Source organism: Escherichia sp. E4702 (genome assembly GCF_963883545.1).
Lineage (GTDB): Bacteria > Pseudomonadota > Gammaproteobacteria > Enterobacterales > Enterobacteriaceae > Escherichia.
Genome location: NZ_CAWORF010000015.1, coordinates 90,931 through 114,070 on the forward strand (window position 1 = coordinate 90,931; position 23,140 = coordinate 114,070).

General features: G+C 48.4%; 18 protein-coding genes and 1 pseudogene. 12 read left to right on the top strand and 7 right to left on the bottom strand.

The features are described from left to right. Positions 1–250: 250 nt before the first annotated feature. On the bottom strand, positions 251–868 hold the full coding sequence (locus tag AACU94_RS08830; RefSeq protein ID WP_135489294.1) for a helix-turn-helix transcriptional regulator: 618 nt from the start codon (positions 866–868) through the stop codon (positions 251–253). Then, complete coding sequence (locus tag AACU94_RS08835) at positions 865–1,560, bottom strand: tyrosine-type recombinase/integrase (protein ID WP_135489295.1); 696 nt, start codon at positions 1,558–1,560, stop codon at positions 865–867. Before AACU94_RS08835 ends, AACU94_RS08830 begins: the two co-directional genes overlap by 4 nt. Before the next feature lie 592 nt (positions 1,561–2,152). On the opposite strand from AACU94_RS08835, the gene AACU94_RS08840 reads away from it, so the two are divergent. From AACU94_RS08840 to dosP, 5 genes are all read left to right on the top strand, one after another. Next, a complete protein-coding gene (locus AACU94_RS08840; RefSeq protein WP_135405912.1) occupies positions 2,153–3,553 on the top strand; it encodes a glutamate decarboxylase in 1,401 nt (466 codons plus the stop codon). A gap of 155 nt (positions 3,554–3,708) precedes the next feature. Further along, the gene (gene gadC, locus AACU94_RS08845) at positions 3,709–5,244 is read left to right on the top strand and encodes an acid resistance gamma-aminobutyrate antiporter GadC (protein WP_130259039.1); all 1,536 of its coding nucleotides are present in this window, start codon (positions 3,709–3,711) and stop codon (positions 5,242–5,244) included. Positions 5,245–5,374: 130 nt separating this feature from the next. Then, positions 5,375–6,694 carry a family 10 glycosylhydrolase gene (locus AACU94_RS08850; RefSeq protein WP_130224876.1) on the top strand — a complete coding sequence of 440 codons (1,320 nt, stop codon included), beginning with the start codon at positions 5,375–5,377 and terminating at the stop codon, positions 6,692–6,694. 349 nt (positions 6,695–7,043) lie between these two features. Next, a complete protein-coding gene (gene dosC / locus AACU94_RS08855) occupies positions 7,044–8,426 on the top strand; it encodes a diguanylate cyclase DosC (RefSeq protein ID WP_130217557.1) in 1,383 nt (460 codons plus the stop codon). 24 nt (positions 8,427–8,450) lie between these two features. Further along, positions 8,451–10,856, top strand: a complete 2,406-nt coding sequence (gene dosP / locus AACU94_RS08860) for an oxygen-sensing cyclic-di-GMP phosphodiesterase DosP (RefSeq protein WP_130217559.1) — start codon at positions 8,451–8,453, stop codon at positions 10,854–10,856. 67 nt (positions 10,857–10,923) lie between these two features. Here the strand turns inward: dosP and AACU94_RS08865 are convergent, their stop codons facing one another. Then, on the bottom strand, positions 10,924–11,847 hold the full coding sequence (locus AACU94_RS08865) for an omptin family outer membrane protease (RefSeq protein WP_130259036.1): 924 nt from the start codon (positions 11,845–11,847) through the stop codon (positions 10,924–10,926). 310 nt (positions 11,848–12,157) lie between these two features. Continuing rightward, a pseudogene (osmC, locus tag AACU94_RS08870) lies at positions 12,158–12,588 on the bottom strand (peroxiredoxin OsmC). A gap of 344 nt (positions 12,589–12,932) precedes the next feature. Here osmC and bdm point away from each other — a divergent pair. From bdm to AACU94_RS08900, 6 genes are all read left to right on the top strand, one after another. Continuing rightward, the gene (gene bdm / locus AACU94_RS08875) at positions 12,933–13,148 is read left to right on the top strand and encodes a biofilm-dependent modulation protein (protein ID WP_130217566.1); all 216 of its coding nucleotides are present in this window, start codon (positions 12,933–12,935) and stop codon (positions 13,146–13,148) included. A 101-nt stretch (positions 13,149–13,249) separates the two neighbouring features. After that, entirely contained in the window at positions 13,250–13,387 is a 138-nt protein-coding gene (gene sra, locus AACU94_RS08880) for a stationary-phase-induced ribosome-associated protein (RefSeq protein WP_000841557.1), read from the top strand. Between the two features lie 156 nt (positions 13,388–13,543). Beyond that, positions 13,544–15,241 carry a malate dehydrogenase gene (maeA, locus tag AACU94_RS08885; RefSeq protein ID WP_024166593.1) on the top strand — a complete coding sequence of 566 codons (1,698 nt, stop codon included), beginning with the start codon at positions 13,544–13,546 and terminating at the stop codon, positions 15,239–15,241. Between the two features lie 133 nt (positions 15,242–15,374). After that, positions 15,375–16,385 carry an alcohol dehydrogenase AdhP gene (gene adhP, locus AACU94_RS08890; protein ID WP_135405914.1) on the top strand — a complete coding sequence of 337 codons (1,011 nt, stop codon included), beginning with the start codon at positions 15,375–15,377 and terminating at the stop codon, positions 16,383–16,385. A gap of 185 nt (positions 16,386–16,570) precedes the next feature. After that, positions 16,571–16,849: a type II toxin-antitoxin system RelE/ParE family toxin gene (locus AACU94_RS08895; protein ID WP_000605676.1), complete on the top strand. Its 279-nt coding sequence runs from the start codon at positions 16,571–16,573 to the stop codon at positions 16,847–16,849. After that, positions 16,849–17,133 carry a HigA family addiction module antitoxin gene (locus AACU94_RS08900; RefSeq protein WP_000781370.1) on the top strand — a complete coding sequence of 95 codons (285 nt, stop codon included), beginning with the start codon at positions 16,849–16,851 and terminating at the stop codon, positions 17,131–17,133. Before AACU94_RS08895 ends, AACU94_RS08900 begins: the two co-directional genes overlap by 1 nt. Before the next feature lie 228 nt (positions 17,134–17,361). Here the strand turns inward: AACU94_RS08900 and fdnI are convergent, their stop codons facing one another. From fdnI to fdnG, 3 genes are read right to left on the bottom strand one after another with little or no spacing between them, the layout of a single operon-like run. Then, positions 17,362–18,015, bottom strand: coding sequence for a formate dehydrogenase-N subunit gamma (gene fdnI, locus AACU94_RS08905; RefSeq protein WP_000045648.1), 654 nt, complete (start codon positions 18,013–18,015; stop codon positions 17,362–17,364). Then, positions 18,008–18,892 (bottom strand): formate dehydrogenase N subunit beta, encoded by an 885-nt coding sequence (gene fdnH, locus AACU94_RS08910; protein ID WP_135489296.1) that lies wholly within the window; start codon positions 18,890–18,892, stop codon positions 18,008–18,010. The genes fdnI and fdnH overlap by 8 nt, the downstream gene beginning before the upstream one ends. A 12-nt stretch (positions 18,893–18,904) precedes the next feature. Further along, positions 18,905–21,952 carry a formate dehydrogenase-N subunit alpha gene (fdnG, locus tag AACU94_RS08915; protein WP_135489297.1) on the bottom strand — a complete coding sequence of 1,016 codons (3,048 nt, stop codon included), beginning with the start codon at positions 21,950–21,952 and terminating at the stop codon, positions 18,905–18,907. A 231-nt stretch (positions 21,953–22,183) separates the two neighbouring features. On the opposite strand from fdnG, the gene yddG reads away from it, so the two are divergent. Further along, positions 22,184–23,065, top strand: a complete 882-nt coding sequence (gene yddG, locus AACU94_RS08920) for an aromatic amino acid efflux DMT transporter YddG (RefSeq protein ID WP_130210507.1) — start codon at positions 22,184–22,186, stop codon at positions 23,063–23,065. Positions 23,066–23,140 lie beyond the last annotated feature (75 nt).

A 23,140-nucleotide genomic window follows, 5' to 3' on the forward strand; every position in this document is an offset into this window, starting at 1 on the left:
TTCTTATGATGAGTAACACCCATCGCACGGTTTTGATATTCTTCTGTAATAGCAGAGATGAGTTCACATATGACATTCTCACGATGTCACACCTCGCGCATTCCATTATAGTTAAAACGACTTTAGTCGTTGCCGATGAAATGCACCCTGCATTACTTCCGGCTACGCGCAGGAGTTAGTTTACAGTTTACGTGCAGAAAGACTTATCAATTTCGGAAGTGTATCCGGTCAGTACGTACCGTTACAGCGCTTACAAAAACTTCCTGTTCATAATCCATGCAATATCATTCCGGTTTCTCAGACCGATTTTAAATATCGCCTTTTGTCGGTAGTAACACACATTGCTGTAATGTATCTGCATACGCTTTGCAATATCCCTTACAGTTTCACCGCCAAGAAGTGCATTTATCACATGTCGCTCATTAGCACTTAAACGCTGAAATCTATACCCACTACTTATATAGCGAGAAGGCACTGCCAGAATGCGCAGAAAAATATTTTTCAAGTGATGAAAGCTTTGTGACGGAGAAATCCAGGTAAAAGGATATCTGATATTATTCTGCCCTCCCTGATGGCCAATTAAAATGCATGGAGTCCCTCTCAGTTCGTGGCGTTCAGAATAAAGGACTGACAGATTCCACAAAAACCACAGCGCCCTCACAGTCACTGATGACTCATGGCAGGTGAGATCTACCACAATGACACGCTGTTTCCCGGGGAGGTGTCTGTCAGACAGAATATGCGACACAATCTGCTCCGGTGTTTCCACGGAAATAACCTGAACAGCATGTTGCCCGGCACTTTCCATCACTGCAAAAAGCCCGAGGCGGGTGTACTGACACTGACTCATCAAAAATATCTGTTTCATCCGTATTCTGTCAGCTCCTGAGGAGCCTGTTCATTCTGTTTTCTCGATACCATCCACTGACGTAGTTTCTGAAATTTTGTCTGTGGCCTGAGTGACTGCTTTGCTGCGGGGGCAACAGGTTCCAACTGAACATCCAGTTTTGCTCCTGAACTGGCCGGGATTTCCTGCGGATCCTGTATATCCAGGATCCGCAGGGCGCGTCTTCGTCCCGTTGTCGGTTCGTTCTGTATAAAGCGCCTGCAGCGTATATGGTTTCGTCCCTCGTGCTCAATGTAATACAGAATATCTTTTGCTGTTCTCTGGGGAATATGAAACTCCCGGCTGACCGCCTCAACTGTCAGTAACCTGCCGGTTCGCATCCCCCAGAAGGTCACGATGATATACAGTGGTCGAGCCTGCATGTCCTGAACACACTCAGGACAGAAAAAATGTCTCTTGAACCAGCGTTGCAATAATTCTATTGTTTCTGGCTGTAATGGATGTGAAGTTGATAATCCATTTTTCAGACGCCTAATAAAAACAATTTTTTCAGTCATATCAAGATCTCCCAGTCTAAGGTCTATCAACTCACTGACGCGAAGTCCATGAATGTAAGTTATATGTAGCAATGCTTTATCACGGATTTCATTTCGCGTACCCGTTATAGCATTAAAGAAAAGCGCCCATTCGCTGCTGGTGATGTATTTACGCATATTTCCTCCTGTCAGAGTTATACCTGAATTTTACACTATTAATTAAAAGGAAGACTTATCAGTTTCGGAAGTTGGCGTGTAAACGATCCCCAACGCCGTATTGACGTTATCTTGCCTGGCCTTCAAAGATAATAAGTGAACGTCCATATGACACGTAGGGTAAAAATCAGTTTACATCCAGGGCAACAACTCCTTCACGCAGTTACCTATATCGTAGTATTACTGCCGAAATAACAAATTACCCCGTCAACAATGTTGGCGGGGATTCTGGTAATTATCTCTTTTTTATTCGATAATCTTTAAAAACGTTCAAAAAATTAACCACTAACTAATAATGATATTTTATTGGCTAATTTTTACGTGATAATAACGGCAGGTAAAAAAACACATTAAAATAACGCTAAAAAGATCGAAATTATCATTAGTATATTGCTCATCCTTTTGTTTTTACTTAAAAAAACATAATGCAATTATTGTCAAAAACCAAACAAGATTAGGATTTTGTTATTTAAAACCCAGACCATTGAGCTTGCTTACTTTATCGATAAATCCTACTTTTTTATTGCGATCCAATCATTTTAAGGAGTTTGAAATGGATAAGAAGCAAGTAACGGATTTAAGGTCGGAACTACTCGATTCACGTTTTGGTACAAAATCTATTTCCACCATCGCTGAATCTAAACATTTTCCGCTGCATGAAATGCGTGATGATGTCGCATTTCAAATTATCAATGATGAATTATTTCTCGACGGTAACGCTCGTCAGAATCTGGCAACATTTTGCCAGACCTGGGACGACGAAAATGTCCATAAATTGATGGATCTGTCGATCAATAAAAACTGGATCGACAAAGAAGAATATCCGCAATCCGCAGCCATCGACCTGCGCTGTGTAAATATGGTTGCTGACCTGTGGCACGCGCCTGCACCGAAAAACGGCCAGGCCGTTGGCACCAACACCATTGGTTCTTCCGAGGCCTGTATGCTCGGTGGGATGGCGATGAAATGGCGTTGGCGCAAGCGTATGGAAGCCGCAGGCAAGCCGACCGATAAACCAAACTTGGTCTGCGGCCCGGTGCAAATCTGCTGGCATAAATTTGCCCGCTACTGGGATGTCGAGCTGCGTGAGATCCCTATGCGTCCCGGCCAGCTATTCATGGATCCGAAACGCATGATTGAGGCCTGCGACGAAAACACCATCGGCGTGGTGCCGACTTTCGGCGTGACCTATACCGGTAACTATGAGTTCCCGCAACCGCTGCACGATGCACTGGATAAATTCCAGGCCGACACCGGTATCGACATCGACATGCACATCGACGCCGCCAGCGGTGGTTTCCTTGCGCCGTTCGTGGCGCCTGATATTGTCTGGGACTTCCGCCTGCCGCGCGTGAAATCGATCAGTGCTTCAGGCCATAAATTCGGTCTGGCTCCGCTGGGCTGCGGCTGGGTTATCTGGCGTGACGAAGAAGCGCTGCCGAAAGAACTGGTATTCAACGTTGACTATCTCGGCGGTCAGATTGGTACTTTCGCCATCAACTTCTCCCGTCCGGCAGGTCAGGTGATTGCCCAGTACTATGAATTCCTGCGCCTCGGTCGTGAAGGTTATACCAAAGTACAGAACGCCTCTTACCAGGTTGCTGCTTATCTGGCGGATGAAATCGCCAAACTGGGGCCGTATGAGTTCATCTGTACGGGGCGCCCGGATGAAGGTATCCCGGCGGTGTGCTTCAAACTGAAAGACGGGGAAAATCCAGGATATACCCTGTATGACCTCTCTGAACGTCTGCGTCTGCGCGGCTGGCAGGTTCCGGCATTTACCCTCGGCGGTGAAGCCACCGACATCGTGGTAATGCGCATTATGTGCCGCCGTGGCTTCGAAATGGACTTCGCTGAACTGTTACTGGAAGACTACAAAGCCTCCCTGAAATACCTCAGCGATCACCCGAAACTGCAGGGTATTGCCCAGCAGAACAGCTTTAAACATACCTGATAACGTTTAAGCGGTAACGGTGTCCCGAAACGAACCCGTTTCGGGACAATTTCCGAAGTCTGTTCACTGGCATTAGCAACGGAAAAAATTGTTCTGAAAGCACTTCAGAGCAAAACAGGTGCGGTTCCACAGGACAACCGTTTTAGGGGGATAATATGGCTACATCAGTACAGACAGGTAAAGCTAAGCAGCTAACATTACTCGGGTTCTTCGCCATCACGGCGTCGATGGTAATGGCTGTTTATGAATACCCTACCTTCGCAACATCTGGCTTTTCATTGGTCTTCTTCCTGCTCTTAGGCGGGATTTTATGGTTTATTCCCGTTGGTCTTTGTGCTGCGGAAATGGCTACCGTGGACGGCTGGGAAGAAGGTGGCGTGTTCGCCTGGGTATCAAACACCCTGGGGCCGAAATGGGGATTCGCTGCAATCTCATTTGGCTATCTGCAAATCGCTATTGGCTTTATTCCAATGCTCTATTTCGTGTTAGGGGCGCTGTCCTACATTCTGAAATGGCCAGCACTGAATGAAGACCCGGTAACGAAAACTATCGCGGCGCTGATTATTCTTTGGGCGCTGGCATTAACTCAGTTTGGCGGAACTAAATATACTGCGCGAATTGCGAAAGTGGGTTTCTTCGCGGGTATTCTACTGCCTGCATTTATTTTGATTGCATTAGCAGCGATTTATCTGCACTCCGGAGCACCGGTTGCTATCGAAATGGATGCCAAAACCTTCTTCCCTGATTTCTCGAAAGTTGGCACTTTGGTTGTGTTTGTTGCCTTCATTTTGAGTTATATGGGGGTAGAAGCTTCCGCGACCCACGTTAATGAAATGAGCAACCCCGGGCGCGACTATCCGCTGGCAATGTTACTGCTGATGGTAGCAGCGATTTGCTTAAGTTCAGTAGGCGGTTTGTCCATTGCGATGGTGATTCCGGGTAATGAAATCAACCTGTCCGCAGGTGTAATGCAAACATTCACCGTGCTGATGTCTCATGTAGCACCGGAAATTGAGTGGACGGTTCGCGTTATCTCTGCCCTGCTGCTGCTGGGTGTTCTGGCGGAAATCGCCTCATGGATTGTTGGCCCTTCTCGTGGGATGTATGTCACCGCGCAGAAAAATCTACTGCCCGCCGCATTCGCTAAAATGAACAAAAATGGTGTGCCGGTAACTCTGGTAATTTCCCAGCTGGTGATTACCTCTATCGCGTTGATCATCCTCACCAACACCGGTGGTGGTAACAACATGTCCTTCCTGATCGCACTGGCGCTGACGGTGGTGATTTATCTGTGTGCTTATTTCATGCTGTTTATTGGCTACATTGTGTTGGTTCTTAAACATCCTGACTTAAAACGCACATTTAATATCCCTGGTGGTAAAGGGGTGAAACTGGTTGTGGCTATTGTCGGTCTGCTGACTTCAATTATGGCGTTTATTGTTTCCTTCCTGCCGCCGGATAACATCCAGGGTGACTCTACCGATATGTATGTCGAATTACTGGTCGTTAGTTTCCTAGTGGTACTTGCCCTGCCCTTTATTCTCTATGCCATTCATGACCGTAAAGGCAAAGCGAATACAGGTGTTACACTGGAGCCAATTAACAGCCAGAACGCGCCGAAAGGTCACTTCTTCCTGCATCCACGTGCTCGTTCACCGCACTATATTGTGATGAACGATAAGAAACACTAACCGTGTCTGAGTGGTAATAACACAAGGGAGCGAAAATTAATCGCTCCCTTTTGCGTACTTATTGCCGTATTGACTTGCCCCAGATAAGTACGAGAATAAGCGCACATCTGTTTACCGGAAATAAGCATATATGGATATCTGCTCCCGAACTGTGAAATCCGCGATTAAAAGGCCAGCGGCATTGGTTGCACTGGCTCTTTTACTGTGTAGTTGTAAAAGCACGCCTCCAGATTCAATGACGACACCACCAGCAGGCTCAAAACCACCAGCGACCGCACAACAGTCGTCGCAACCTATGCGCGGTATCTGGTTGGCCACGGTGTCCCGCCTCGACTGGCCTCCCGTCTCCTCGGTTAACATCAGCAACCCCACCAGCCGGGTCCGCGTGCAACAGCAGGCGATGATCGACAAACTGGAAAACTTGCAACGACTGGGAATTAACACGGTCTTTTTCCAGGTGAAGCCCGACGGCACTGCCCTTTGGCCGTCGAAGATTTTGCCGTGGTCCGATCTAATGACCGGCAAAATTGGTGAATATCCTGGTTACGATCCGCTGCAATTTATTCTCGACGAAGCCCATAAGCGTGGGATGAAAGTACATGCCTGGTTTAACCCCTACCGCGTGTCGGTTAATACGAAGCCCGGAACTATCAGAGAACTGAATAGCACCCTGTCTCAACAACCGGCCAGCGTCTATGTTCAACATCGCGACTGGATCAGGACGTCAGGTGACCGTTTTGTTCTCGACCCTGGGATCCCTGAAGTTCAGGACTGGATCACATCGATAGTTGCTGAAGTGGTTTCTCGTTATCCGGTAGATGGCGTGCAGTTTGACGACTATTTTTATACTGAATCGCCGGATTCACGGCTTAACGATAACGAGACATACCGCAAATACGGTGGTGCATTTGCGTCAAAAGCTGACTGGCGGCGCAACAATACCCAGCAGTTAATTGCTAAGGTGTCGCACACCATTAAAAGCATTAAACCGGAAGTCGAATTTGGTGTAAGCCCTGCAGGCGTCTGGCGCAATCGCTCACACGATCCGCTCGGTTCTGATACGCGTGGGGCCGCAGCTTATGATGAATCCTACGCAGACACTCGTCGTTGGGTCGAACAAGGCTTACTGGATTATATAGCCCCGCAAATTTACTGGCCGTTCTCGCGTAGCGCAGCACGTTATGACGTACTGGCAAAATGGTGGGCAGATGTCGTCAAACCAACCAAAACACGTCTTTATATTGGTATTGCCTTCTATAAAGTCGGCGAACCTTCAAAGATAGAGCCAGACTGGATGGTTAACGGCGGCGTGCCAGAACTGAAAAAGCAGCTCGATCTTAACGACGCCGTGCCAGAAATTAGCGGCACGATTTTGTTCCGCGAAGACTATCTGAACAAGCCGCAAACTCAACAGGCAGTTAGCTATCTGCAAAGCCGCTGGGGAAGCTAAACGCCCTTTCTTACTTTATGACACTGCCGGTGCTTTAAACACCGGCTTGTCATCAACAAAACACTCTCAACGAATAATCAAATCAACTTAAGTCGAATTGTTATAATTCCCCTGATAAAAACGTATGAATATGAAAAACCATACGATATTAACCATCACCGAAAAATAATCACGATGGGCTATACTCTTCAGAAGACCAGTAGCGTAGATTAAAACGGTCATAAGTCACTTATTTCGTTTCAGTATATCTTCATATTTCAGGAGAATATGGTGCCATAAGCCAGTCCAAACGAGTTGCGTTTCGTTTTTCAATTCCGTCTGCCTTTCCAGCCGTATAAGGGTATGAATTATGGAGATGTATTTTAAAAGAATGAAAGATGAGTGGACCGGATTAGTTGCCCAGGTCGACCCCCTCATTCGTAACAAAGCGGCAGAAATTGCCGTAACGCATGCTCATTACTTAAGTGTTGAGTTTTATCGAATTGTACGCACTGACCCGCATGCCGAAGAGTTTTTGAGTAACGAACAGGTTGAAAGGCAACTTAAAAGTGCGATGGAAACGTGGATTATCAATGTGCTCTCTGCACAAACGGACGATGTTGAAAGACTTATACAAATCCAACATACCGTAGCCGAAGTCCATGCTCGTATTGGCATTCCGGTAGAAATTGTCGAGATGGGTTTTCGCGTGCTGAAAAAAATCCTCTACCCGGTAATATTTTCCTCTGATTATTCACCTTCTGAAAAACTTCAGGTTTATCACTTTTCGATTAACAGTATCGACATAGCCATGGAAGTGATGACCAGAGCATTTACCTTTAGCGACAGTAGCGCGGCTAAAGAAGACGAGAACTATCGTATCTTCTCATTACTGGAAAACGCCGAAGAAGAAAAAGAACGCCAAATAGCCTCATTACTTTCATGGGAAATAGATATTATTTATAAAGTCCTGTTGGATTCTGATTTAGGCAGCAGCTTACCGTTAAGTCAGGCTGATTTTGGCCTGTGGTTTAACCATAAAGGTCGCCATTATTTTAGTGGCATTGCTGAAGTTGGTCATATCTCTCGCCTTATTCAGGATTTCGACGGAATTTTTCATCAGGCAATGCTCAATGCCAAAAATTTGAGTAACAAAAGTCTGCGCGTGAAGTTTTTATTACAGATACGAAATACCGTATCGCAGATTATCACCTTACTACGTGAACTCTTTGAAGAAGTCTCGCGTCATGAAGTGGGTATGGATGTACTGACGAAATTACTTAACCGCCGTTTCTTGCCGACTATCTTCAAACGTGAAATTGCCCATGCCAATCGGGCCGGTACACCATTGTCTGTTCTGATCATCGATGTAGATAAATTCAAAGAGATCAACGATACATGGGGACATAACACAGGCGATGAGATTTTACGTAAGGTCTCACAGGCGTTTTACGACAACGTACGTAGCAGTGACTATGTTTTTCGCTACGGTGGCGATGAATTTATCATAGTGCTGACTGAAGCTTCAGAAAATGACACTTTGCGTACCGCAGAGCGGATCCGCAGCCGGGTGGAAAAAACCAAACTGAAAGCCGCAAATGGCGAAGACATAACCCTTTCTTTGTCCATTGGCGCTGCCATGTTTAATGGGCATCCTGATTATGAACGCTTAATTCAAATAGCCGATGAAGCTCTGTATATCGCGAAAAGACGAGGTAGAAACCGTGTTGAACTCTGGAAAGCCAGTCTTTAGATGCTCCCGGATGCAGAGGTAATCATGAAGCTAACCGATGCAGAAAATGCCGCCGACGGCATTTTTTTTCCCGCCCTTGAGCAAAATATGATGGGCGCGGTGTTAATTAACGAAAATGACGAAGTAATGTTTTTTAATCCTGCGGCGGAGAAGCTCTGGGGGTATAAGCGCGAAGAGGTGATAGGCAATAACATTGATATGCTGATTCCCCATAATTTGCGCCCTGCGCATCCAGAATATATTCGCCATAACCGCGAAGGCGGTAAAGCGCGGGTCGAAGGTATGAGCCGGGAATTGCAGCTGGAGAAAAAAGACGGCAGTAAAATCTGGACCCGTTTCGCGCTATCCAAAGTCACTGCCGAAGGGAAAATTTATTACCTGGCGCTGGTACGTGATGCCAGCGTAGAAATGGCACAGAAAGAACAGACCCGGCAGTTAATTATTGCCGTTGACCATCTCGACCGCCCGGTCATTGTGCTGGACCCGGAACGCCATATCGTGCAGTGCAATCGCGCGTTTACTGAAATGTTTGGTTACTGCATCAGCGAAGCCAGCGGTATGCAGCCCGATACTTTGCTTAACATCCCTGAATACCCGGCAGATAATCGTATTCGCTTACAGCAACTGCTATGGAAAACAGCACGTGATCAGGATGAATTTCTGTTGTTAACGCGCACGGGGGAAAAAATCTGGATTAAAGCCTCTATTAGCCCAGTTTATGATGTGCTGGCTAATCTGCAAAACCTGGTGATGACCTTCTCTGATATCACCGAAGAACGACAAATTCGTGAGCTTGAAGGCAATATCCTCGCCGCGATGTGTAGCAGCCCGCCATTTCATGAAATGGGCGAAATCATCTGCCGGAATATAGAATCCATTCTTCATGAATCCCATGTGTCGTTGTATGCATTGCGTAATGGTATGCCGGTGCATTGGGCGTCATCCTCTCATGGGACGGAAGTAAAGAATGCGCAAAGCTGGTCAGTCACCATTCGCCAGCGCGATGGCGCACCTGCCGGGATTCTGAAAATCAAAACAGCGTCCGGGGCGGTAACCAGCGCGTTTATCGAACGAGTGGCGGATATCAGCCAGCATATGGCCGCCCTGGCGCTGGAACAGGAAAAAAGTCGCCAGCATATTGAGCAGCTCATTCAGTTTGATCCGATGACCGGTTTGCCAAACCGCAATAACCTACACAATTATCTCGATGACCTGGTAGAAAATGCCGTCTCTCCGGTGGTGTATCTTATTGGCATTGACCATATTCAGGATGTCATCGACAGCCTTGGCTATGCGTGGGCCGATCAGGCATTGCTGGAAGTGGTCAATCGCTTTCGCGAAAAGATCAAACCTGACCAGTATCTCTGTCGTATTGAAGGTACACAGTTTGTCCTCATCAGTCCGGAAAACGACGTCAGTAACATTACCCAAATAGCCGATGAACTTCGCAACGTCGTGAATAAACCGGTCATGATTGACGATAAACCATTCCCGCTAACCTTAAGCATTGGTATCAGTTACGACGTTGGTAAAAACCGGGACTACCTGCTTTCGACCGCCCACAATGCGATGGATTTTATTCGCAAAAACGGCGGTAACGGCTGGCAATTCTTTAGCCCGGTAATGAACGAAATGGTGAAAGAGCGTCTGATTCTTGGTGCGGCGCTGAAAGAAGCTATCAGCAACAACAAACTAAAACTGGTTTATCAGCCGCAGATCTTTGCGGAAACCGGTGAGCTGTATGGTATCGAAGCCCTCGCTCGCTGGTATGACCCACAGCATGGTCATGTTCCCCCTTCACGATTTATCCCCCTTGCTGAAGAGATTGGCGAAATCGAAAACATTGGTCGCTGGGTTATTGCTGAAGCCTGCCGCCAGCTAGCAGAGTGGCGTAGCCAGAATATTCATATCCCGGCGCTTTCCGTTAACTTGTCTGCGCTGCACTTTCGCAGCAATCAGCTACCCAATCAGGTGTCTGATGCAATGCAAGCCTGGGGTATTGACGGCCACCAGCTGACGGTGGAAATCACGGAAAGCATGATGATGGAACACGATACCGAAATCTTTAAGCGCATTCAGATCCTGCGCGATATGGGCGTAGGTTTATCTGTCGATGATTTCGGCACTGGATTTTCTGGTTTATCCCGTTTAGTCAGTCTTCCGGTAACGGAAATCAAAATCGACAAAAGCTTTGTCGATCGTTGTCTGACCGAAAAACGCATCCGAGCCTTACTTGAAGCCATTACCAGCATTGGGCAAAGCCTCAATTTAACCGTCGTGGCAGAAGGCGTCGAAACCAAAGAACAATTTGAGATGCTACGCAAGATCCACTGTCGCGTTATTCAGGGATATTTATTCTCACGTCCTTTGCCCGCCGAAGAGATCTCTGTCTGGATGTCTACTGCGCTACCGCTTCAAATCGACGCTTAGTACATCTTGCCCGTGCAGACGGGCAAGATTTCATGTATTCATATTCAGCCATTCACCCGACGCTATATTAAAATCGATACTGAATACCCGCGCCAATAATGTAATTATAGTTTTGCATCCCTGGCGAATCTTTCTCTTTTACACTTTCGCCATTTTCTTTATGATAAATTATAGTATTCCCAATATCATTAGAAAATCTACTCCATGACATTTCTGTGAAAATACGCGTCTGTGAATTAATGTTATATCCCACATTAATAAGACCTGAATAATATTTTTGGTTGGATACTTCATCTTTAAATGTAATGTTGCGCAAATAATGCTGATCCGTACCTTTCCCTTCTCCCCAGGCGCTGTATTTAAATTGAGCAATGATATCAAAATCATGATAGATATATTTACCAGAGAGACCTAAATAGGGAGCACTGAATTTTTGTTGGTAGCCAATAACTCTTTCGTTATGAGGGATATCTCCAGTGTCGGCACCATTATCATAACTATAGTAACCTCCTTTCGCGATCCAACTGAAACGCGTCTCCTGATAGCCTAACATGGCGCCAAGTTGGTAGTTTTGCTCCTTTAAAAACCAACCTGTCATATTGAGATCAAACTGATTTGCAAAATTCAACCGCGTTGCCGGGTGATGTGACCAATCGCTCCAGTGGTGCTGCCCCGGCTCCAGCCAGTCATAATCATCCATCAGCGTGCCGGCAGACGCAATCGTCGTCCAGCCTTTAGCATTAAGTGTCAGCCATGAGATTGCATCCCAGGTTACCCCCATTTTAACAATGGGGGTATTTTGGATTTTCCAGTCCAGTTGGCTAAGTTTGCCACCATTGCTATAAACAAACTCACCTGACTCACCATTCAGAAATGAAAGAGAAGCATCAACAAAAACATTGTCAGATAAGAAATTAAATTCTGAAGACGCACTTGCATACTGACTAAGGGAAATTAAAACAATGGCAAAAGAGACCTTTTTCATCAACATAGTTTCATCCTTATTAAACAATGTTAATTAGCTCATTAATTAAATTTAATTAATTCAGGTTAATTAAATCAACTGAATCTTACAATGCCATAAATGTTTCTCACCATCAAACAGAGGACATAAATAAACAAAGTTTTACTGTTATTCTGAACGAAACAGGAGTTTACAACCTGATGCAATAATGATTGTTCGAGAACAGGCAGGAATAACGAAAAAAATGAAGATGCAGTTTAAATGCGAGGTTTCATTGGGATAAGTAGAAAATATCCGTGTAAATGCTTGCCGGATGACAACATCATCCGGCAAGTACTTATGCTTTCAACTGATAATCCAACGTAATTTCCGCTTTCAGTACCTGAGAAACCGGGCATCCTGCTTTTGCTTTCTGGATGATGCCGTCAAAGGTGGACGCATCAATACCCGGCACGGCAACTTCGCTCTTCAGTGCGATTTTAGTAATCGCAAAACCAGCATCCACTTTATCCAGCGACACATCGGCGGTGGTATCAATCGATGTTGGCGTGAATCCCGCTTCCCCCAGCATTAATGAAAGCGCCATTGAGAAACATGCGGCATGTGCTGCGCCAATCAGTTCTTCAGGGTTAGTTCTTTTTCGCCTTCAAAACGCGTGTTAAACCCATACGGCTGTTGGTTCAGCACGCCGCTCTCGGTGGATACTGTCCCCTTCCCGCGTTTGATATCGCCTTCCCAGTGTGCCTGACCTTTCTTATGGATTGTCATTCTTGCTCTCCTGTGGGCTTAAAAAGGAAATTATAGACTACGTGAGAATCAGCACGAGGATAAGCAGGATATTCCGAATAAAATCCGGCGAAAATATTTCTCCTGCACTTAAATTAAATTCCCACAATAGATAGCCGGAAATATATAACTCAAGAGATATTACCTCAATACAAATCAACTCATTACAATAACAATCCCCATCAATATCATGCAGTTAAAATATAAAAATCATCAACCAGGACTAATCTTAACAACGAAGCGGTAAATATTTGTCATGCTGAATGTGCTTTATAAATCTGCAATCCGTAGCAGACACCATAAATACACAGACACGGAGAATCACTATGTTTACTTATTATCAGGCAAAAAATTCAACAGCAGAACCCGCTCTGGTTAATGCCATTGAGCAAGGCCTTCGGGCAGAGCACGGTGTTGTCACTGAAGATGACATTCTCATGGAGCTGACCAAATGGGTCGAAGCCTCTGATAACGACATCCTCAGTGACATCTACCAGCAAACGATAAATTATGTGATCAGCGGCCAGCACCCTACGCTTTAAGCTGCTATGCTTGATCGGCAACCTAATTTAGGGGTTTAGCACGTGTTTCTTCGCTACGGCGATGTTGTCCTTAAAACTAGCTACAGGATTGAGGAGTACAAATGAAATCGAACCGTCAGGCACGTCATATTCTTGGACTGGATCATAAAATTTCTAACCAGCGCAAAATAGTTACCGAAGGTGACAAATCCAGCGTGGTAAATACCCCAACCGGCAGAAAACGCCCCGCTGAAAAGTAATTCATAACCATCAGTCCTCAATGACGATTAAACACCATTGCCTGCGCAATGGTGTTTTTGTTTTTATCTGCTTTATACTTGGGGCCGACGCCCTGGCGGTAAAGCAAAGAAGATAAAAGCACCCCAGGGATGGATATTCAAAAAAGAGTGAGTGACATGGAACCAAAAACAAAAAAACAGCGTTCGCTTTATATTCCTTACGCTGGCCCTGTACTACTGGAATTTCCGTTGTTGAATAAAGGCAGCGCCTTCAGCATGGAAGAACGCCGTAACTTCAACCTGCTGGGGTTACTGCCGGAAGTGGTCGAAACCATCGAAGAACAAGCGGAACGTGCGTGGATCCAGTATCAGGGATTCAAAACCGAAATCGACAAGCACATCTACCTGCGTAATATCCAGGACACTAACGAAACCCTCTTCTACCGTCTGGTAAACAATCATCTTGATGAGATGATGCCTGTTATTTATACCCCAACCGTCGGCGCAGCCTGTGAGCGTTTTTCTGAGATCTACCGCCGTTCACGCGGCGTGTTTATCTCTTACCAGAACCGCCACAATATGGACGATATTCTGCAAAACGTGCCGAACCATAATATCAAAGTGATTGTGGTGACCGACGGCGAACGTATTCTGGGGCTTGGTGACCAGGGCATCGGCGGGATGGGGATTCCGATCGGTAAACTGTCGCTCTATACCGCCTGTGGCGGCATCAGCCCGGCGTATACCCTTCCGGTGGTGCTGGATGTCGGGACGAATAACCAACAGCTGCTTAACGATCCGCTGTATATGGGCTGGCGTAATCCGCGTATCACTGACGACGAATACTATGAATTTGTTGACGAGTTTATCCAGGCAGTGAAACAACGCTGGCCGGACGTGCTGTTACAGTTTGAAGACTTCGCGCAAAAAAATGCGATGCCACTGCTTAACCGCTATCGCAATGAAATTTGTTCCTTTAATGATGATATTCAGGGAACCGCGGCGGTAACGGTAGGCACACTGATCGCGGCAAGTCGCGCGGCAGGCGGTCAGTTAAGCGAGAAAAAAATCGTCTTCCTCGGTGCAGGTTCAGCGGGATGCGGCATTGCCGAAATGATCATCGCCCAGACCCAGCGCGAAGGATTAAGCGAGGAAGCGGCGCGGCAGAAAGTCTTTATGGTCGATCGCTTTGGCCTGCTGACCGACAAGATGCCGAACTTGCTACCTTTCCAGACCAAACTGGTGCAGAAGCGCGAAAACCTCAGTGACTGGGATACCGACAGCGATGTGCTGTCACTGCTGGATGTGGTGCGCAATGTCAAACCGGATATTCTGATCGGCGTCTCCGGACAGGCCGGGCTTTTCACCGAAGAAATCATCCGTGAGATGCATAAACACTGTCCGCGTCCGATCGTGATGCCGCTGTCTAACCCGACTTCACGCGTGGAAGCCACACCGCAGGACATTATCGCCTGGACCGAAGGTAACGCGCTGGTCGCCACTGGCAGTCCGTTTAACCCAGTGGTATGGAAAGATAAAATCTACCCTATCGCCCAGTGTAACAACGCCTTTATTTTCCCGGGCATCGGGCTGGGCGTTATTGCTTCCGGCGCGTCACGTATCACCGATGAGATGCTGATGTCGGCAAGTGAAACGCTTGCTCAGTATTCGCCGCTGGTCCTGAACGGCGAAGGTCTGGTACTACCGGAACTGAAAGATATTCAGAAAGTCTCCCGCGCAATTGCGTTTGCGGTTGGCAAAATGGCGCAGCAGCAAGGCGTGGCGGTGAAAACGTCTGCCGAAGCTTTGCAACAGGCCATTGATGATAATTTCTGGCAAGCCGAATACCGCGACTACCGCCGTACCTCCATCTAAACCTGCGCCCGGTAGTGAACACTGCCGGGCAATTTTTCTCTCCCTTTTTCAGATCTCATCCATACTGGGTAGTGGCGAATAAATCTCATTTGCCTCACCTGCTATGCAGAACATCATCCGAAAAGGAGGAACTATGAAGGCTGCGGTTGTTACGAAGGATCATCATGTTGACGTTACGGATAAAACTCTGCGCTCACTGAAACATGGCGAAGCCCTGCTGAAAATGGAGTGTTGTGGTGTATGTCATACCGATCTTCATGTTAAGAATGGCGATTTTGGTGATAAGACCGGTGTGATTTTGGGTCATGAAGGTATTGGTGTGGTGACAGAAGTTGGCCCCGGTGTCACCTCATTAAAACCAGGCGATCGTGCCAGCGTGGCGTGGTTTTACGAAGGATGCGGTCATTGCGAATACTGTAACAGTGGTAACGAAACGCTCTGCCGTTCAGTTAAAAATGCCGGATACAGCGTTGATGGCGGGATGGCTGAAGAGTGCATCGTGGTGGCGGATTACGCGGTAAAAGTGCCAGATGGCCTGGACTCGGCGGCGGCCAGCAGTATTACCTGCGCGGGGGTCACCACCTACAAAGCCGTTAAACTGTCAAAAATTCGTCCTGGTCAGTGGATTGCTATCTACGGTCTTGGCGGTCTGGGTAACCTAGCCCTGCAATACGCGAAGAATGTCTTTAACGCTAAAGTGATCGCCATTGATGTCAATGATGAGCAGTTAAAACTGGCAACCGAAATGGGTGCAGATTTAGCGATTAACTCACGCACTGAAGACGCCGCCAAAATTGTGCAGGAAAAAACCGGTGGCGCTCACGCCGCGGTGGTGACAGCGGTGGCTAAAGCTGCGTTTAACTCGGCAGTTGATGCTGTCCGTGCAGGTGGGCGTGTTGTGGCTGTCGGTCTGCCGCCGGAGTCTATGAGCCTGGATATCCCACGCCTTGTGCTGGATGGTATTGAAGTGGTCGGTTCGCTGGTCGGCACGCGCCAGGATCTAACCGAAGCCTTCCAGTTTGCCGCCGAAGGCAAAGTGGTGCCGAAAGTCGCCCTGCGTCCGTTAGCGGACATCAACACCATCTTTACCGAGATGGAAGAAGGCAAAATCCGTGGCCGTATGGTGATTGATTTCCGTCGCTAAGAGGCCTTTGCTGCGACTGCCATATTCGGGTCGCAGCCTGTTTTGCGAGACGCTTTCCGCAATTTCACTCTTCTTCTTTTTCTCCCCCATCTTTCCCCTCACAATTCGCGAAAACGTAGCGAAATTTGTTGCGCTGCACGGAACAATAGTGATAGTGTTCCTTTCGAGGGAACAAGGATGAAGAGATGATAATGAATTTCAGACACAAGGGATTGCGTGACTTGTTTCTTCTTGGCAAAACCTCCGGCGTTATACCGACGCAAGTCAAACGATTACGCCACCGACTCGCTGTGATTGATGCAGCAAGCTGTCTTGCTGATATCGATATGCCCGGTTACCGACTACACCCGTTAAGCGGCGATCGCGATGGAATTTGGGCGATATCTGTCTCGGGCAACTGGCGAATCACATTTGAATTCGTCAATGGCGATGCATACATACTGGATTACGAGGACTATCACTGATGAAAATGGCCAATCATCCCCGCCCGGGGGACATTATTCAGGAATCACTGGACGAACTTAATGTCAGCCTGCGCGAGTTTGCCAGAGCAATGGAAATTGCGCCCTCAACGGCAAGCCGATTGCTGACCGGAAAAGCAGCTTTGACACCAGAAATGGCGATTAAACTTTCCGTGGTGATCGGCAGTTCGCCGCAAATGTGGCTGAATCTGCAAAACGCCTGGAGTCTGGCAGAGGCGGAAAAAACGGTGGATGTGTCGCGACTCCGCCGTCTGGTTACGCAATAAAAAAATGGCACCTTATAAAGCGCCATTTGAAACTGATAACAAACGCAACATTGCCCGATGCGCTACGCTTATCAGGCCTACACGTTCACTGCAATCTATTGGATTTGAACGGTTTGTAGGCCGGATAAGGCGTTCACGCCGCATCCGGCATGAACAAAGCCTACGTTGTCTACAATATGAAAATGGCGCCTTTTACAGCGCCATTTTCAGCTTAAAGTTCAAAAGAGATTATATCCCTTCTTCACTCTCTTTTTTCGCTTCTGCCTTCTCGATTTCACGATACCAGCGCGGATGGTGTTTCTTCGCCCAGCGACGGCTTACCTTCCCTTCGATCATCCCTTTAATCGATCCTTTCACCCAAAATGCCATATACATATGGATCAGGATGGCGTGGATCAGGATGATACCGGCAGCCGCGTGGATCAGCAGGCTATAACGGACAACCTGCATCGGGAAGTACTGCGCAAAGTACGGACGCCAGATAATCACCCCGGTCACCAGCAGCACGAAAATCATGCTCATGATTGACCAGAACATCATCTTTTGCCCGGCGTTGTACTTACCAACATCCGCCACTTTATGCTCATTGCCTTTTAATACTTCGACAATGTTCAACAGCCACGGAATATCTTTCTTATCCGGGATGTTGTGATGCACAAAACGCACAAACATAAACATCAGCGCGACGAAAATCGCAATGCCGAAGAACGGGTGCAAAATGCGTCCCATCTGCGGCGTACCGAAGGTTTGCGTCAGCCATTGCAGCGTCGGGAAGAAGAACGAAATCCCGGACAGCGCCACCAGGAAGAAGCAAATCACCACGGTCCAGTGACAGGCGCGATCAATAAATTTGGTGCGCACAATCATTTTCGACTTACTCATGATGCTCCTCCTCGTCATCGTCCACTTCCTTATTCGGGCCAATACCGATGTAGTGGAAAATCAACCCGGCAAAAGTGGCGATAAAGCCAGCCGCTGCCAGCGGTTTCAGCGCGCCTTTCCACAGGCTTACCGATGTATCGATCTTCGGCTCCTTCGGCAGACCGTGATACAGCTCCGGCTGATCGGCGTGATGCAGCACGTACATGACATGCGTACCACCGACCCCTTCCGGGTTGTAGACGCCAGCATGTTCGTAACCACGCGCTTTCAGTTTCGCCACGCGCTGTTCCGCCAGCTCCAGCATCTCCTTCTTGGTGCCAAAGTGGATAGCCCCGGTCGGACAGGTTTTCACACAAGCCGGTTCCTGGCCGACGCTGACGCGATCGACGCAGAGCGTGCATTTATATACCCGGTTATCCTCTTTGTTGAGGCGCGGAATATTAAACGGACACCCGGCAATGCAGTAACCACAGCCGATGCAGTTTTCCGACTGGAAATCGACAATCCCGTTAGCGTACTGAATAATTGCACCAGCAGACGGGCACGCCTTCAGGCAGCCCGGATCTTCACAGTGCATACAGCCGTCTTTACGGATTAGCCACTCCAGCTTGCCGTTCTGTTCGGTTTCGCTAAAGCGCATCACCGTCCAGGATTTGGCGCTCAGATCGGAGGGGTTATCGTAAACCCCGACGCAATGCCCCACTTCATCACGGATGTCGTTCCACTCCGAACACGCCACCTGACAGGCTTTACAACCGATACAGGTGGAAACGTCGATAAGTTTCGCGACTTCTGCTTTGTAATCACGCACCTGAGAAGGCGGCGTGATGGAGTTAGTTGCGGACCTTTTGATAATGTCCTGCGTTTCCATAGCCATCTGTTCGCCCCCTTACGCCTTCTCGATGTTGACTAAGAACGCTTTATATTCCGGCGTTTGCGAGTTTGCATCACCGACATTCGGCGTCAGAGTGTTAGCGATATAACCTTTACGCGCGACACCCTCAAAGCCCCAGTGGATTGGAATACCCACCGTTTCAACCTGCTGACCGTTTACATTCAGCGGTTTCAGACGACGCGTTACCACAGCCACCGCGCGGATAAAGCCACGCTTGCTTGAGACAGTGACACGATCGCCATTGGCAATGCCTTTAGCCGCCGCCAGCGTTTCGCTGATTTCCACAAACTGTTCCGGCTGAGCAATGGCGTTGAGCAACGCGTGCTTGGTCCAGGTGTGGAAGTGCTCGGTCAGACGATAGGTCGTACCCACATACGGGAACTGCTCTTTTTTACCCATCCGCAGCGCGTCTTGTTCATACAGACGAACAACCGGGTTAGAAACCACGTTCGGATGCAGCGGGTTAGTCCCCAGCGGCGTCTCAATTGGTTCGTAGTGTTCCGGGAACGGGCCTTCCGCCATTTTGTTAATGGCAAACAGACGTCCCATCCCTTCCGGCTGCATGATAAACGGCCCGGTTGGCGTACCCGGTGCTGCATTGCCGAAGTCCGGAATATCGTTACCCGTCCACTTGCTGCCGTTCCACTGGATCAGCATCCGTTTCGGATCCCACGGTTTACCGTTGATATCCGCCGAAGCACGGTTGTAGAGCACGCGACGGTTGAGCGGCCACGCCCAGGCCCATCCCAGCGTATTCCCCAGACCGGATGGGTCGGAGTTATCGCGGTTAGCCATCTGGTTGCCCTGCTCTGTCCAGCTACCGGTGTAGATCCAGCAAGAAGATGCGGTCGTACCGTCATCACGCAGATGCGCGAAGCTACTCAGCAACTGACCTTTCTTCGCAATCAGCACGCCATTAGCGTCATAGAGATCTTCCAGCGCATAGCCGTTGTTCTCTTTTGCCACTTCGTCAGATTGCGGTTCGTGCGGCTGCTTGTAGTTCCAGCTCATCTTCATCAGCGGTTCTACGCCTTTACCACCTTCGGCCTGGTACAACTCGCGCAGATGATGGTAGATACCCGCCAGAATTTCACCGTCGTTACGCGCTTCGCCCGGCGCGTCCTGACCTTTCCAGTGCCACTGCAACCAGCGACCGGAGTTAGCGATAGAACCATCTTCTTCAGCAAAGCAGGTCGAAGGCAGACGGAATACTTCAGTCTGAATAGACGCCGGATCGACATCGTTCGACTCGCCGTGGTTCTGCCAGAAGGTAGAGGTTTCAGTCACCAGCGGATCGATAACCACCATGTACTTCAGCTTGCTCAGGCAGCTCACCACTTTGTTTTTGTCCGGGAAGGACGCAACCGGGTTAAAGCCCTGGCAGAAATAACCGGTGACTTTGCCTTCGTCCATCATGTTGAAATACTTGATGACGTCGTAGGTCTGGTCCCACTTCGGCAGCCAGTCGTAGCCCCAGTTATTCTCTTTCTGCGCGGCATCGCCGTAGAAAGATTTCATCAGGCTAACGAAGAACTTCGGATAGTTGCTCCAGTAGTTCACCTGATCAGCCAGCGTCGCTTTCGGCGTGTTCGCTTCCAGATACGACTGCAAATCAACCTGTTTTTCTGACGGCAGCGTCAGATAACCTGGCAGGCTGGTAGAGAGCAGGCCTAAGTCGGTCAGACCCTGAATGTTGGAGTGACCACGCAATGCGTTCACGCCGCCACCGGCCATACCCATGTTACCGAGCAGTAACTGGATCATCGCCATAGTACGGATGTTCTGCGCACCCACGGTGTGCTGCGTCCAGCCCAACGCGTACAGGAAGGTGGTTGTGCGATCCGGCGCGCTGGTGGAGGCCAGCACTTCACACACTTTCAGGAAGTCGGCTTTTGGCGTACCACAGATGTTTTCAACAACGTCCGGCGTGTAGCGGGAAACGTGCTCTTTCAGCAGGTTCCACACACAGCGCGGATGAGTCAGTGTTTCATCGCGTTTCGCATAGCCGTTTTCATCGAACTGATAGTTCCAGGACGACTTATCGTACTGGCGTTTTTCAGCGTCATAGCCGCTGAACAGGCCGTCTTCGAAAGTAAAATCATCACGCACCAGCAGGCTGGCGTTGGTGTAATGCTTAACGTATTCGGCGTTGATTTTGTTATTTTCGATCAGGTAGCGCAAAACGCCAGACAGGAACGTAATGTCCGTACCGGAACGAATAGGTGCGTAAATATCCGCCACAGAAGCGGTACGCGTAAAACGGGGATCGACAACGATCAAGGTTGCATCGTTGTTGTTTTTCGCTTCCATCGCCCAGCGGAAACCGACGGGATGCGCTTCAGCAGCGTTACCGCCCATCACCATTACGACGTTAGCGTTTTTGATATCCACCCAGTGGTTGGTCATCGCACCGCGACCAAATGTTGGAGCAAGACTTGCTACCGTTGGTCCGTGTCAGACGCGCGCCTGGTTGTCTACCGCCAGCATCCCGAGGGAGCGGGCAAATTTCTGCGTCAACATCCCGGTTTCGTTGCTGGCGCCGGAGGCACACAGCATACCGGTAGAAAGCCAACGGTTTACCGTTACGCCCTGCTCGTTCTTTTCAATAAAGTTGGCATCACGGTCAGCTTTCATCAGCTTCGCAATACGGGAGAATGCTTCATCCCAGCTAATGCGCTGCCATTTGTCAGAACCTGGCGCACGATATTCCGGGTAGCGCAGACGGTTTTCGCTGTTGACGTAATCCAGCAAACCTGCCCCTTTCGGGCACAGCGCACCACGGCTTACCGGATGATCCGGGTCACCTTCAATGTGATAAATCGCTTCTCTGGCGTTTTTCGCGCCATCACCCAGGCTATACATCAATAGCCCGCAACCTACGGAACAGTATGTGCAGGTGTTACGGATCTCTTTCGCGCGTAATAATTTATAGTTTCGCGCCTGAGCCAGTGCTTGCTTCGGGGCAAAGCCCAATGCCGCTACTGTTGTTCCCGCCATACCGCCCGCGCAGATTTTAAAAAATTGTCTGCGACTGACGTCCATTGCTTTCCTCTTTTTTCAGGGGTATTACTGCGCGAGGAAACTAACAGTAAAATTCTGAATCTTTTTGCGCGAAATCAAAAAGAACACGTGTTTGCCACAAAATAATCCGCCTGCGCAAATTGACCTACCTCAATGGCGGTAGAAAAACACACCACTGCCTGACAGCCTGGTTAAAAAAATGCTATAAATTTCAGCTTAATTTTTAACGGCAAGAGAGACTAAACAGCGAGCATGACACGACAAAAAGCAACGCTCATAGGGCTAATAGCGATCGTCCTGTGGAGCACGATGGTAGGATTGATTCGCGGTGTCAGTGAGGGGCTCGGCCCGGTCGGCGGCGCAGCAGCTATTTATTCATTAAGCGGGCTGCTGTTAATTTTCACCGTTGGCTTTCCGCGCATTCGGCAGATCCCCAAAGGTTATTTACTTGCGGGGAGTTTCTTATTCGTCAGCTATGAAATCTGTCTGGCACTTTCCTTAGGGTATGCAGCAACCCGCCATCAGGCAATTGAAGTGGGCATGGTGAACTATTTATGGCCCAGTCTGACGATACTTTTTGCCATTCTGTTTAATGGCCAGAAAACCAACTGGCTGATTGTACCAGGATTATTATTAGCCCTTGGTGGCGTCTGCTGGGTATTAGGGGGTGAAAATGGCCTCAAGCCGGATGAAATTATCAACAATATCACTACCAGCCCGTTGAGTTATTGCCTGGCTTTTATTGGTGCTTTTATCTGGGCCGCTTATTGCACGGTCACCAATAAATATGCCCGTGGATTTAACGGTATTACCGTTTTCGTCCTGCTGACAGGAGCAAGTTTGTGGGTTTACTATTTTTTAACGCCGCAACCGGAGATGGTATTTAGCACGCCCGTCATTATAAAACTTATCTCAGCGGCATTTACCTTAGGATTTGCTTACGCTGCGTGGAACGTCGGCATTTTACATGGCAACGTCACCATTATGGCGGTAGGTTCGTATTTTACGCCTGTGCTTTCGTCGGCGCTTGCTGCGGTACTGCTTAGTGCTCCGCTATCGTTCTCTTTCTGGCAAGGCGCATTGATGGTCTGCGGCGGTTCCCTGCTCTGCTGGCTGGCAACGCGTCAACGATAAGCAAAGGCTACGACAATAAAGCCACGATTCATACGGCAACAAATACGTTTGCCGTATGTTAGTTTAAAAATTAGT

What these genes read in the sequence shown, in the direction of transcription:
- AACU94_RS08830 (WP_135489294.1), bottom strand. Translation starts at nt 868, where the DNA reads ATGAAACAGATATTTTTGATGAGTCAGTGTCAGTACACCCGCCTCGGG.
- AACU94_RS08835 (WP_135489295.1), bottom strand. Translation starts at nt 1,560, where the DNA reads ATGCGTAAATACATCACCAGCAGCGAATGGGCGCTTTTCTTTAATGCT.
- AACU94_RS08840 (WP_135405912.1), top strand. Translation starts at nt 2,153, where the DNA reads ATGGATAAGAAGCAAGTAACGGATTTAAGGTCGGAACTACTCGATTCA.
- gadC (WP_130259039.1), top strand. Translation starts at nt 3,709, where the DNA reads ATGGCTACATCAGTACAGACAGGTAAAGCTAAGCAGCTAACATTACTC.
- AACU94_RS08850 (WP_130224876.1), top strand. Translation starts at nt 5,375, where the DNA reads ATGGATATCTGCTCCCGAACTGTGAAATCCGCGATTAAAAGGCCAGCG.
- dosC (WP_130217557.1), top strand. Translation starts at nt 7,044, where the DNA reads ATGGAGATGTATTTTAAAAGAATGAAAGATGAGTGGACCGGATTAGTT.
- dosP (WP_130217559.1), top strand. Translation starts at nt 8,451, where the DNA reads ATGAAGCTAACCGATGCAGAAAATGCCGCCGACGGCATTTTTTTTCCC.
- AACU94_RS08865 (WP_130259036.1), bottom strand. Translation starts at nt 11,847, where the DNA reads ATGTTGATGAAAAAGGTCTCTTTTGCCATTGTTTTAATTTCCCTTAGT.
- bdm (WP_130217566.1), top strand. Translation starts at nt 12,933, where the DNA reads ATGTTTACTTATTATCAGGCAAAAAATTCAACAGCAGAACCCGCTCTG.
- sra (WP_000841557.1), top strand. Translation starts at nt 13,250, where the DNA reads ATGAAATCGAACCGTCAGGCACGTCATATTCTTGGACTGGATCATAAA.
- maeA (WP_024166593.1), top strand. Translation starts at nt 13,544, where the DNA reads ATGGAACCAAAAACAAAAAAACAGCGTTCGCTTTATATTCCTTACGCT.
- adhP (WP_135405914.1), top strand. Translation starts at nt 15,375, where the DNA reads ATGAAGGCTGCGGTTGTTACGAAGGATCATCATGTTGACGTTACGGAT.
- AACU94_RS08895 (WP_000605676.1), top strand. Translation starts at nt 16,571, where the DNA reads ATGATAATGAATTTCAGACACAAGGGATTGCGTGACTTGTTTCTTCTT.
- AACU94_RS08900 (WP_000781370.1), top strand. Translation starts at nt 16,849, where the DNA reads ATGAAAATGGCCAATCATCCCCGCCCGGGGGACATTATTCAGGAATCA.
- fdnI (WP_000045648.1), bottom strand. Translation starts at nt 18,015, where the DNA reads ATGAGTAAGTCGAAAATGATTGTGCGCACCAAATTTATTGATCGCGCC.
- fdnH (WP_135489296.1), bottom strand. Translation starts at nt 18,892, where the DNA reads ATGGCTATGGAAACGCAGGACATTATCAAAAGGTCCGCAACTAACTCC.
- yddG (WP_130210507.1), top strand. Translation starts at nt 22,184, where the DNA reads ATGACACGACAAAAAGCAACGCTCATAGGGCTAATAGCGATCGTCCTG.